Here is a 13,275-nt window from a genome sequence, read left to right on the forward strand (position 1 = left end):
CGTAAATCAGTACCAAGTTGTGATTAGGATTTCCCGGTGAACGAATACAAACGTCGTCATTTCAACGATTTCCCAACGCGTTTGGTCACGCGCTTTTGGCTGCCAGCGGCGCTTTTTCTCTTCGTGTTCGCTGCGGCGCGAATCACCCCGCCCGACCTCGCGTTTTATTACGCCTATGGGCATTCCATGCTATATGACATCGATTTTTACTTCGCGCCCCAATTCGCCGCCTTTCCCTTCGCCAACCACGAACTCTACCTGTCGGCCCACGGCCTGCCCGCCAACGACTGGCCGATGGGCGCTGGCGTCCTCTGGGCGCCCTTCATGTTGTTCGCATCCATTTTGCGGATCGGACTCAACCTTTTCGGCTTTTCAATCGAACCCGGCGGATATGCGTGGTTCGATCAATGGGTCATTACGTTTAGCGCCTCTTGGCTTTTTGGCGCAGGAACCCTATACGCCTCTTATCGCTTGGCGCGTTCCCACAAAATCAGCCATGCGAATGCGGTCTGGGCTTGCGCGCTGATGGCGGCGGGCAGTTCGCTCACCTATCATCTGTACGTCAATTCCGCCGACTCACACCCGCCCTCAGCGTTCTTCATCGTCCTGAGTTTGTTGGCGTGGCAGTCATACAAACAGACCCCGCGCCTCGCCTTCGCCCTGTTTGCCGGGGCCGCGTTGGGAATCGCCGGGCTGGTGCGCCCCCACAATCTGTTATGGGGACTCACGCCGCTTCTCGATTGGGCCATCAACCCCGGCGATCAAAAACGCGTTACCGTCCGGCCCGCTCATATCGCCGTCTTCATCCTAGCGACGCTTGCCGCGTTTCTGCCCCAACTGATGGCTTGGAAGGCGCTCTACGGCTCCTGGTTCGCCCTGCCGCGTTCTGGCGACGTGCTCTGGCTTCACCCGCACCTCTATGAGATGTTGTTTTCTGACTTCCACGGCATGATCTCCTGGTCGCCGCTGTTCGGCTTGGGCATCGCGGGCTTGCTCACTCAACGCCGCGCCCTGCCTTATTTGCTGCCGATGCTGCTGACCATCTACATTTATTCCTGCAACATCGCCTGGTGGGCGGGCGGCTCGTTCGGCAACCGCCGCATGGTGAGTTGTGCGCCGATCTTCATTTTAGGATTAGCCTGGCTCTTACAAGCAACGCCCAAAGCGTGGTTCAAAGGCTTCGCCATTCTCTGCGCCGTCTGGACGTGGCTGTTGTTGGTTGCAGAAATGGGCGGCGCGATTCAGCTCGACCACTATCAATCGTGGAGGGAGATACTGGCCGTTATCCCGCAGGGAGTTCCGCCCGGTCTCAGCGCCCATTTCACCCGTATTGATTGGGGCGAACACGCCCTGTTGAGATTCATCGGCGCAGTCAGCGTCTGCGCGGCGATGCTTGTTCTCCTATGGCTGCATTGCCGGTTTGCGACGATCAAACGGACCGCTTACGTTTTCACGGCGGGACTCCTGCTTCTCTGCGCCTGGTCTGGCGCCGCCCTGCTGCGAACCCCGAACGCAATCAACCCAAACGAACTCACGGATTACATCCCCCGCGACCGCTTCACCTGGGTGGTGTATTTTGAAAAAGGCTTTTATGAAATGCAAACCCGCCAATACACCGACGGCCTCGAAAGCATGTTGGCGGCGGCCATCACCGAACCCAGCCACCCGCAACCCTGGATGTACATCGGCGCCAATCTGGAGTTCCACCAGATGCATGAGTTGGCCTATCTTTATTTTAAACAAGCGATGAGTTACGGCTCGCGCACATCGACGTTTTTCACCTTTTATCTCAACTCAATCAACCGTCAGTTGCGAACAGCGCCCACCGCTTTGCTATACAATGAACGCGGCGTAGTCTTGACCTTGATGAAACAATATGACCAGGCCGTCGCTGACTTTGAACGCGCACTTAAAATGGACCCGGACTATAATCCTGCCATAGAGAATCTAGACACCGTCAACAAACGCGCCGCCGGACAATCGGCCCCGATGCGCTGGGAATAAAAACAATATGGACCAACGGCCTTTAAACCTGTTCATCTCCGTCGGCGAAGAGTCTGCTGACCATCACGGGGCGCATGTCGTTGAAGCGCTTCGTCAAATGCAGCCTGACATCAAGTGGTTCGGCTTTGGCGGCAAAGCGCTTAAGCAACAAGGCGTCGACATCCTCTACCCGTTGCCCGACTTGGCGTTGATTGGTTTTGTTGAGGTCATCAAACGCCTGCCGACCCTGTTTCATGTACGCGCCATTGCAGAAAAATCCTGGGACGAGCGCAAACCCGACGCCGTCATTCTGATCGACTACCCCGGCTTTCACCTGCACCTCGCCAAGCGGGCGCAGGAACGCGGCATTCCCGTGTTTTATTACATCGCCCCCCAGGCCTGGGCCTGGCGCGAGAAGCGGGTCGAAACCATGCGCGAAACCATCAAGCGCCTGTTTGTGATTTTTCCTTTTGAGGAACACTTTTTTCAATCGCGCGGCGTCGATGCGCAGTTTGTCGGTCACCCGTTGCTTGACCGCATCCCGCCGACCCCGGCGCAAGATCGGGCGCCGCTCGAACGCCCCGTGGTCGGGCTTCTGCCCGGCAGCCGCAAGAACGAACTCAAGCGCTTGCTGCCGACCTTACTCAGCGCGGCGAAACGGTTGCGAAAACAAAAACCCGAGACGCAGTTTTTCTTACCGCTCGCTGAAACGCTACCGGAATCTTTTTTGCAGAATTTTGATCTTCCCGATTGGTTAGAGGTAGGACGCGACCCCGATTATGCGCGGCGCAAACAACTGACCTTCGCCTGGACGGCGTCGGGCACGGCAACCATGGAAAACGCGCTGCTGGGCCTGCCGATGGCGGTGGTCTACCGCAGCGGCGCCGTCAACGCATTTCTGGCGAGGCGGCTCATCCGCGTGCCGTATATTGGTATGGTGAATTTGATTGCGCAAAAAGGCATCTGCCCGGAGTTCATCCAGGAACAATGCCACCCCGAACAACTCGCCCGCCATGCAGAAGAGTTTCTCAGCGACGCGCAACGCTATCAGGAAATGATTGACGACCTCAACGCCCTGCGCCAAAAACTCGGCGGCGAAAACGCAGCGCAACGCGCGGCGCAAGCCATTCACGCCGCCATTCTTGAGACGCTCTAGACCGAAGCAGAAGGACGCTCAGTCGCGACCAAGCCGTACAAATCCTTGAGCAAGTAGTACACAAACATCAACAGAAACGAAATCATACCCGTCGCGAGAACAATCAAACTGCGGCGCGGATACACCTTTTTGGGGTCAGGAATCGCATAATACGCGACTTTCAAATCTTGACGCTCTGAGGCGACGGTGGTTCCCGCCCAGTCAAAATTTTTCTCGATGCCAGCCACCACTTCAAGCGCCTGGCTCCAGTAGCGCTTTGATTCGGTCTCTTCGACATCAAGCCGAAAGAACTGCTCTTGTTGTTCGATGACCAACGCTTCCAGCCGCGCGATTTCTTTTTTCATTGATTCAAACTTGGCTTTCATCGCGGGCAGGTCAATCGTGAGTTTTATATATTCCGACCGTAATTGATAATAAATACCATTGATCGTTTCTTCAATGTAGCCCATGCCGGTCAGATCTTCGATTGACTGATTTGGCTTGGCCTCTTCAAGTTGATTTAATACCGTATTGTTACTGAAAATGCTGCGTTTCACTTGCAAGATTTTCTCAGGCGCATCGGTGGCGGAAAAGACTTTTTCAAAATATTCCTGCCGCGTCTCGAGTTCGCGGATGGAGTGGACCAGCGTGTCATGTTGTTGCCGAAGCGTGGCCAGAATAGTGTTATTGGTATCCAACTCGTTTTGTAGCAACGGCAGTTTATTTTTAACCAGCAAGTCGCGATAGTCGATTTGGTAACGCATCGTCTGCTCTTGAATGGGAGTGAGTTCTTGTTGAATAAAACGGCGGCTGTTGTCTTTTTCTTCCATAATAATCTCATTGTTCAGTTGCAGTGCGCGGTTGGCGAGTTGGTTGGCGACGAGTGCGGCGAATTCGGGGTCTTCAAGTTCAACGCTTAGTTGAATCCGGGAAGACTTCTCGTTACTTCGAATTGCCACGCGCCCAGCCAGCGCATTGATATGTTTAAGCCCAAACGGCTCTTCGCTCAAGCGGAATTCATCTATCACGTCCTGCAAAACCGTATCCGCCAGAAAGAGTTCCGAGTAAGTGTCCATCGTCATGCCCGGAAACATCATCGCCCGCTCGCCGATCTTCGAGTTCATCACCACCAGATCAACTTCGGCGCGGTAGCGGTTATGGATCGTGTAAGAAAACGCGGCGGCCAATACCATGCACACCAGCGAAATAATCGCCATCATTCGGCCCCGGCGCCAGATCACCTCAAGGATCGATGCGAGTTGAATTTCGTGCTCCACGCTCATTTCGGTTCCTTTCTGAAAAACGCCGACGACTACTGCGGACGTGAACTGCTAAATGAAGGCGGAGACGGAATCGCCAACACCGGAGCAGGCGTAACGCTCGCGGGGTTAGGCAATTGTTGGCGAAGCGCTTCTTGATGAATTTTAACCTGATAGGTGTCGCGCAATGATTCGCGCCAGGCTTCGAGCCGCTCCTGCATCATCATTTGCGGAAGCAGGGCTTGCACCGGCGGCGCTTCAAACGGTTGGACGCCGACCGACTGTTTCTCTTTCACCAAAAAGAAACCATAGCCATTCACGCAAGCGACCACGGGCGACAGTTCGCCTTCAGGCGTCTTGAGAACCTCCGCCACAAATTCCGCGCCGTAGGCGTTATCAATTCCTTCTGCGTGATACAGGATGCAGTAGCCGTAGTTATACGAGCCGTCAGGCGTGTCAGAATATTGATACGCATATTGCTGCATCACTTTTCGCTTGCCAGTAAAATCGGTCGCTGACGCAATCAACGCCTGCACTTGGGCGTGAAGGTCTAAGGTTTTTTCTTTGGCTTCTTCAAGCGTCTGGTCGTCTTTGGCTTCAATCACCACGCGGTTAATCATTGACCGCGCGGGCGGCGTAAACTTGTCGATCTGCGATTCATAATACGCTTTCAATACGTCCGGCGTGAGCGAATCGCGGATGCGTTGTTTTTGATCTTCCATACAAACGCGCCCCAGCTGAATGTTGCCTAAAATGCCAACCAGTTGGTCTTCGGTCTGGTTGGCTTCCTGGATGTGTTTTTGATATTCTTCTTCGGTCTCAAATTGCCCTTTGAATTCACGCAGCAACACTTCTTTTTCCGCGTCGGTCAAACCAAGGTCGCGCACGCGCGCTTCTTCGATCAACAAATAATTATCGAGAAGCATGTTCACCATCGACTCGCGCTTTTGCGCAATCACGTCTTCCCACTCGATATTTTCTTGCAGCCGATAGGTCGCCATCATTTGTTCGGGGTGAACAATATTGTCGATGTCAGACAAATAAATCGTCCCGCCGCTCCACTCAGCGACCGCGAGATCATTGGCCCGGGTTCCGTTTTTCTGGGGCGAATCCGGCGCGGCGGCCGCGGGAGATTTCTCATTGGTTGGGGAGCCGGGACCGCACGATATCAATCCGATTGAAATGAATAAGGATAAAACCGCAACACAAAATGCTCTCATACTGATGACGCACCTGCCCTTACAATCAAAGTGTCAAAACTCAATTTGAATCCTCATCACTGAGGATGCGCTTCGCAGGCCCCACGTCGTTCGCCTGTAGATAGGTTTCGTAGTCGGGCATGGGTTCTGATGGATGAAACTGTTGCCAGTATTTTCTAAAATTGACTTTTTGCTCGTCCAAAGTGCTATTGGTCGCCGTTTTTCCATACATCATTTGTTCGCGCTGAAAAACGCGCCCATGTTTTTCCTGATAGTCTTGCATGGCTTTTTGTTGTTGCTGCGCCGTAATTTTCGTCGGCATCTGATAGCCGGGCAGCGGCTCATAATTCTGGCTGAGCGCTTTAAATTTATCGCCAAACCGTTTGAGGTAATATTCGTAAGCCTCGACTTGTTCGTCACGGGTCAAGGCGCGGGGATTCTTCCTCACGTCATCGAAAAATTCGGGCTTCTTCGCCAAACGCAGCGCAAAAGCGGCCTCGCCCATGTGCAGCGTCACTTGGTCTTCCGACACTTGATGGACAGTGATTCCCGTTTCTAACGTCTGGCCTTCAAAGACGATAAAATATTCGCTGGTGCGCGTCTTTTGAATGGTGCCGTTTTTCTTTTGGCCCAACTGTGAAAAGTTGACGTAGATCCAATCATTCACCAGCGACAACAAGCGCGCTTTATCATTGATTTCGTCTGACGGTGGAACATAAGGCTCAGCCGCCATCGTCGTCGGCGGCGTGAAGAGATCATCCTGAAGGATAACCGCCGCGTCCTTCAATTCGGGAAACAACTCAAGGATGGAGTCGCTGCCTCGCCCGCCGGGCGCGAGCGGACGCGGTTGTTCAGCCAAGGCAATCCGCGGCGCCTCCACCGTGGACGTCACTGGCGCCGTAGGTTTAAAAACGGTAATCGCCACGACCGCAGCGACTAAAACACAAGAAAAAACAACCAGAACGATGCGCATTGGCACTCTCCATCTGAACTTAAATATTGTTCAGTTACGCGAAAGGTAGTGTATCACGGGCGCCGCTGCAAACAACAGATTCAGCGTACATCCCCCAGATTGGCCTCCGCATTTTTATTCGCGCGGCCTCAACTCACCATACAATCACGATTTCAGCCAAAAAAAGTAACGGCGCCTCGAAACCGAGGCGCCGTGAAAATGCGTCATCAAACGGAGCGGCTTAGAAATTACCCGGCAAGATGAAGTCGTCCTGATAACGATATTCAAACAACCCAAGCGCAAAGTCTAACGCTTCCGTGTCAAACTGGACATCATCAGGAATCTGAATAAAGCCGTAGTGTTTTCCGTCACGGGTAATGACAAAGTATGACCGCCCCGGAATATAAGTCGCCTCGTGGCCGATGAAATCAACTTCGCCTGTATCAAACGGATTGGCCAGCACCATTGAATGCGTCAGAGAATTCACGATCGTTTCAGGATCCAGCGAATAAATATCGATTCCCTCGGGAAGCATCATAATTGCGCTGCGCGGATCAGGCGTAATAAACGTACCATCACCCATAACGAGGTCCGCATCCGCAGAGAAGACGGCGAATACAGGGCCGCGCTGATCAAACGAGAAGCCCCACGGTTGTTCGACTTCAAGATCGGTAATTTCTGAAAGCACGGTTTCATCGAGTCCGTCGAAGAAGTCAAAATCACCGTCATTTTCAGCGAGAACAATTCTCGAACTCATGCTGCTCATACGAAACTGACCGTCAGCCGATTTCTTATAAATGATCTCAACGCGGTTTAAGCCGAGAGTGCTCAAAAACGTACCAGGATACCAGGCGATTTCGAGAACGGGCTGCGTACGCGAACGGCGCAAGAACTGCTCACGGTGAATGAACAACAATGCGTATTGTTCAAACTGGTTCAGTTCAGGCACTTCAATAAACATCGGCTTATCAACACCAGCGTTCTTAGGCGCATAGGTCGCAATCAATTTGTTCCCTGAGAGCCGCGTCAGTTCATTGTAGATTGAAAATTCGGGATCTTCGCTGCCTGAAGTTTCTTCAAACATACGACCGAAGTTTTTGATTAAATAGACGTCAATCAACCAGGCGCGCCCATCAAGAACTTCACGAATCCGCAACGTCTGGCCTTCCGCCGGGCGGTTGTCGACAAAGAACATTCTCGCGACGGTTTCGCCAGCAACGGCGCTATCTGTAATATCTACCGCCTGATACTCACAAATTGGCAGGTAGTATGACATATCGAGTAGCAGGTTGGCGCGAATCGTATCGCCTTCGTTCAACAGCGTGAAAGAGTTTTCGATCCCTTTCGATTGCGTAATCGAAATTACTTCGGTGAGATCGAAAAACGAGTTGAGCGATTTTTTTAATCCATTAACATCGGCGCCCTGCTTATCTAAATAGCCCGGGGCCGCATGAGAAACGATCCGCTTGGCGTCTTCAGAATTAAGCGCGTCGATGATGTCATACGTGGTTGCAATAACCGATTGGAGATTGACGTTTCCGGTTTCGACATCAACCACGGCGTCGTCATCCAGGCCCGGTGTATCCGCAAAGACAAACGCGTCGGAGGGAATCTCTGACCTTGGAATTTCATTTACGCCAAAGTAGTGAATTTCACCGCTGCCTTCAACCAGAATGTAACGGTCAGTAACGCCGGGGAAGACTTTGACCTGGCGGACTGTGCCCGGGTCAATCACTTCGCTTGGCAATTGCGGTTGGAAAACGGCTGAGCGCAAGTTCGTTCCCGAACCGGCCCCAGTCACGCGGATGCCGCCGTCTTTGTTTACAATCACAACATTGGTTGCGGTGTTTTCTTTGACAACCAATTCGATGTCGGTGTAGAAGTTAACGTCTTCCTTCAAGTCGCTCCACACAATGTTGTTGACATTGTTGGCAAGCGTCAGAACGCCGTTGCCGGTCAGGAAGTACATATCATCGGCGCGCGGCGTGAGTTCCATGTCGCGATAGATATCCAACCCGACTGCGGGCGGACGCAACGCCGTGTTGGCCTTGCTGCCTAAGAAGAGCATATCGCCATCGCCGTCGAGAACGTAAATTGCGCCATTGGCGTAATCGACCTCAACGTCGCGGACGTTTTCAAGCGCGATCTGGGCCGCTGTCGGCGCAACAATCAACTGAGCGCCTTCAACCGAATTTTTGAGGAACGCCGTGTTTTCGCTCTTGAACGCCAACGTGCCATTGGCCTGCAGCAGCGGCAAAAATACGCCCACATCGCCAGCAGCCAAAACCCCACCGCTGCGTTGTACGCCTATCATGCCGGTAAAGGATGAATTGGGTTCAATGTCGACAACGATGTCGGTTGTGGTCAAATCACCTAACGATGGTAAATCGCCAAGGCTGAAGGTGCGGCCATCGCTTAGTGCTTTGACCATATCAATCTTGTTCGGCAATTCGCCATCAACAGAAATCAAGCCCGTCGATGGATCGTTGCCGCCAGAATCAACCGTGCGCGCCAGTGTGATAATGGGGCCGTCAGCGTAGGTATAAACCAGCGGGTTTACGCCATCGTCTACGCGGGCGTAGATGTAATACTCTTGGGTCGGGTCAAAGTCAGGAATTTGGTCTAGCAGTCTCAAAGTAAACGAATTGGCCAACCCGACTTGCGGACGGACTAACGAACCGCCGATAAATGTTCCATCAAACCCGATGCCGTTATCATCGACAAACAAAGCGACTTGCGGCGAATCGTCAGGGTCTTGAACAACATACGAAATCTGATAGGTAAAGTCTGAGGTCGCGATGTTCGCCCCTGATGTTGGCGACTGGAACGTGATGCGAGGAGAAACATTTTGGCTTTGAACAACAATTTCCCCTGTCGTTAATTGTGACTTACTGATTCCACGGAACGGTTCCGTTTCAATATAGTCCGTGTTTAAGAACGAGTGATACGCAATTCCGCCTTCAGGCGAATCAACATTAATGAAAGAACCATCATCGGTATCGAAGAACGAATACTGGGCGCCCAATTCACCTGAACGCATACGGACGCGGAACGAGTCGCCGACTTTAGCGAGCTGCGACATGCGCAACGTCACAAAGAAGTCGTTGCCAGCGAGAGGCCCGAAGTTTTCATCAGGAATCTGAATCTGATACATATAGGATGTATCGTAATCGCCGGTCTCATGCCAGTTTGAAATTCCAATCGCGCTATAGGGGTGTTGGAAGGCCACTTCAACCGGATCGGGAACATCGGGATATTCCGCTGCTTCGCCCGAGTCAGCCGCTTCGGCGTCAGCGTCAGCCACTTCCTGGTTGTAGTTATCAATGTTTTCAAGCGCACTTTCAACAGCGTCGCCAAAGGTATCGAAGAAGTCGTCTAAATAGTCGCCTATCGTATTGTTGTCGCCCAAGAATGTGTAATGACCAAACTGGGTATAAATTGGCACGTCCGGCTGGTCTGGACCGATTGGGTCGTTCGCATTTTCAGCAAACTCGGCCTCAACGCCAACCACCATCGGAACCTGGCCCACTTTTACGAAGCCGTATTGACTTGGGAACCGCAAGGCGGATGCGAGTGAAAGCAAGAACGACCGGCGAATATCGCCGTCAGGATCGCGTACCCACGGGATATTGTCTTCATCAAGATCGCCAAACGTCAGCATCCAAAATTCTTCGCCGTCGGGGGTGACCACTTTCAGGTCTTCGGAATATAACCCTTCTGCGTTGATGGAAGGATACAAATCAATCAAGCCCATACGCGGATCAAGCGTCGGGAACATGCCCTGGTTATAGCGCGGCGAGCCAAAGTCCGGCGCCGGATCGCCTCTAAACGGACGCGAACCACGGAACGGGTAGATTAAACTGCGGATGGTTTGGTAGAGCGAGAAGTTCAAAACGCGGAAGTCTAACTCTGCAAACCATGAGCCTTCGCCAACGCGCAACGGTAAAATCTGGCCGTCAACTCTATCAAAAGGCGTATCCGCCGGCTCGATGGAAGTGATATATTCTTCAAATTTGGCCAGGTTATTGGGCGGAAATACATACGCCGCTTGCGCAAACCCTCCGGTTGAGCCGAACTGGTCTCGAGTAAAGGGCATGTAACGGTCATTGGCGTCAAACACGCCGTTCTCGCCTGCCGGAGTTAAATCACCTAAATCTTCATCGATCAGACCATCGCCGTCGTCGTCCTGCAAGTTGTAAAGTTCTTCGTCAAACAGGCCGTCGCCGTCGTTATCCCGGTTATCGCCTGTCGGTGTATCGTCATCCTGATAAATAGCAATTGAGTGAGACGTTGCAATAAACGGCCCGGTTTGCGTGACGCCCAATTCAAGAGGAATCACAGAGAACAACGCGGCAAGCGCAGTGAGCGTGGTGCCCGGCAAGAAGTCAACTTGCATTTCTCCAAGAACAGTGCTCTCAGTAAAGAACGCATCCAGCAGATCAAAACTGACGCCTTCGCCGTTCAGCAACAAGGTCGGGTTCTGACCAAAGTCAATCGCGTCGATGCCGACAACGGCTTTGGGCGGCGACGACAAGGTGCGATCAAAAATAACATTGTTATTGCTTGCATTTACGCCTTCGCCCGGCTGGGTGAGGTCTTGAAACGAAAAACGGGGACGTGGACGCCCAATCAGCGGGGTGGTTGAACTCGTGTTGGGACGCCCCATACCCACGCTGGATACCGACTCAAATTCGCTTTCATCTGTCGCGCCCGCAGCATATGACGCAAGGCCCGAACCGACGATGACATCTGTCGGCTGAATGAATGGAATAATTGAATCGAGGCTGCGGACTTTATCGCTCGTTTTAACGGCCAAGTACATTTCAGGGCCGCCGTTGGCGCCAGCGCGCGTGTTCGGAGAGCGCAAGTCGCCGACCGCATTGTTACGCGAAACAGGCATTGTGATGGTAAAGCCTTGGAGCAATGGGAAATTATAAAGATCAAGCAAATTGGATTTTTCGTTGCCCGACAACGAGGTCAAATAACGCACTTGACCTTCGGTCAGCCCTAAAAACGGGCGGGAGATGTTAATCAACTGGTCAAACATCATGCAATCGGGGTCTTGGAAGCACTCTAACGAACCCAATGGCGGGCGAATGATCCCGTCCGCGATTGATTCGTCGCTAATGCTCGAAATCAGATCGGCAGGTAATCCAGCCAATGCGCTAGACAAATCGGAGTCGCTAAACAACCAGGGAATGACGCGTTTCGCTGCCGTGCCGCCCACGCTGCCTGGAATCATACGCTCAAGCACTTTTTGAAGCGCCGGATTGGCCGCAACGTCATCAGCGGTGATATCAAACGGGCTAATTTCTAATTGTGACGGATCAAGCGCAATGACGCGATCAACGCCATTATCAAATTTGCCCGCCTGACCGCCGATTTCACGATACAAGAAGATGCCGCCGGCTGCGCGTTCAAGCGGTTTCAAGAAAATATCCTGGTTGGTGGTGTGAGTCGGTTCGAGGCCTGATGAACCAAACGGACGCGGGCCGTAAGGAACATAGCTCAATACATGCGAATTTAAATTGTCATTTCCCGTAAAGAACGCCTCGCGCGGGATGCCCGCAAAATTCAGCGGCATGGTCTTGGGATACGAAATGGGCTCTTCGCCCCCGACGTTGCGCTCTTCCATCCAAATCATGCCCGGGTTTTCAGGGTCTTCCGGGAAATTATAGAAGAACGGGTTATAGAAGTACGTCGGACGAAGAACGCTCGCAAATGATTGACCGCCAAAGTTTATGCCGGTTCCAATCGCGCTAATTAAGTGGGCGACGGACGCAAGGTTTAAACCGACGAAATTCACTTTCACTTCTTTAATGAAATAATCTTCATCCGGCCGACCGACAAAATCAAAGCCAAGCAAAGTACGCGCTTCTGACTTCGCGTCGATACGGAACGAGTTGTCGGTGTCTTTAATTAAGTTGACGATTTGAACGATGTCGCCCTGGAATATCTGGCGCTCTGCAAAGAGCGGGTTCAAGCCGACAAACGCGTCGTCAGGAAACGGCGTTTCATAGAGCGTATTTTTGGGCAGCGGGTTCCTGCGGTCGCGAATCTTGATACTGTTCGCTGGAATCATTGCCTCGAAGCGGTCGCCCTGGCGCCAGTTTAATGTCGTTTGTACGACAATATGGAAATCGGGGTGACTGTCTTGGATCAGGGGAACCCGCGAAGATGACGACCCCGACACGGGTTTAAATGTTATGAAAAACCGACGCGAATTGGTCGGGTCTACCTGCACTGTCGGTATATCAATCAAGTTGACGGGAATATCGCTGCTCGGATCATTCGCAAAATAACTAAAACTATCGGGCTGGGCCGAACTCTCTTGATAAAGCGCAACGCCGCTTGAGAGCGCCGAAGCCGACAATGGCAAGAAGTCTTCTGCGATATCGAGACCCGCATTGCCATCGGTTAAATCCTCAATGACAATGGTCAGTTCTTCGATCTCTTGCAATCTTGGAATAGGAATCTGGCTTCCTTCGTTCCCAATTGCGGATAACGGAAAACTGAGAACCGCTGTTCGCACAGAAAGCGGCGAGATGCCCAACGGAATGATCACGTCCTCATCGTCTTGAGCGAATGAAGGCAACGCAAACGACGCTGCCACAACGATAAGCGCGAGTCCCCAAACAAGTCCGGCGGGGAAAATACGGGAGTTTTTCTTCATCTGGCTGCTCATGGAAAAACCTCTTTGTAGTTGGATCACTGACTCTTCTACCCTTTGATCGCCCTGGGAAAACT

The 13,275-nt window shown here is 52.4% G+C and carries 6 protein-coding genes; 2 read left to right on the top strand and 4 right to left on the bottom strand.

Annotation, left to right across the window (positions count from 1 at the left end; genetic code table 11):
• The first annotated feature begins 36 nt into the window (after nt 1–36).
• On the top strand, nt 37–2,004 hold the full coding sequence (locus P9L94_19215) for a tetratricopeptide repeat protein (protein ID MDP8246221.1): 1,968 nt from the start codon (nt 37–39) through the stop codon (nt 2,002–2,004).
• A gap of 7 nt (nt 2,005–2,011) precedes the next feature.
• Entirely contained in the window at nt 2,012–3,139 is a 1,128-nt protein-coding gene (gene lpxB, locus P9L94_19220) for a lipid-A-disaccharide synthase (GenBank protein ID MDP8246222.1), read from the top strand.
• On the opposite strand, the gene P9L94_19225 is transcribed toward lpxB, so the two are convergent.
• The 4 genes from P9L94_19225 to P9L94_19240 all read right to left on the bottom strand — a co-directional run bounded on the left by P9L94_19225 (nt 3,136) and on the right by P9L94_19240 (nt 13,201).
• Nucleotides 3,136–4,401: a Wzz/FepE/Etk N-terminal domain-containing protein gene (locus P9L94_19225; GenBank protein MDP8246223.1), complete on the bottom strand. Its 1,266-nt coding sequence runs from the start codon at nt 4,399–4,401 to the stop codon at nt 3,136–3,138. The two genes, lpxB and P9L94_19225, sit on opposite strands and share 4 nt — an antisense overlap.
• Nucleotides 4,402–4,430: 29 nt before the next feature.
• Nucleotides 4,431–5,597, bottom strand: a complete 1,167-nt coding sequence (locus P9L94_19230; protein MDP8246224.1) for a peptidyl-prolyl cis-trans isomerase — start codon at nt 5,595–5,597, stop codon at nt 4,431–4,433.
• Between the two features lie 40 nt (nt 5,598–5,637).
• Entirely contained in the window at nt 5,638–6,549 is a 912-nt protein-coding gene (locus P9L94_19235) for a hypothetical protein (protein MDP8246225.1), read from the bottom strand.
• Between the two features lie 220 nt (nt 6,550–6,769).
• A complete protein-coding gene (locus tag P9L94_19240; protein ID MDP8246226.1) occupies nt 6,770–13,201 on the bottom strand; it encodes a hypothetical protein in 6,432 nt (2,143 codons plus the stop codon).
• Between the last annotated feature and the right edge of the window lie 74 nt (nt 13,202–13,275).

It is taken from the genome of Candidatus Hinthialibacter antarcticus, from assembly GCA_030765645.1.
Lineage (GTDB): Bacteria > Hinthialibacterota > Hinthialibacteria > Hinthialibacterales > Hinthialibacteraceae > Hinthialibacter > Hinthialibacter antarcticus.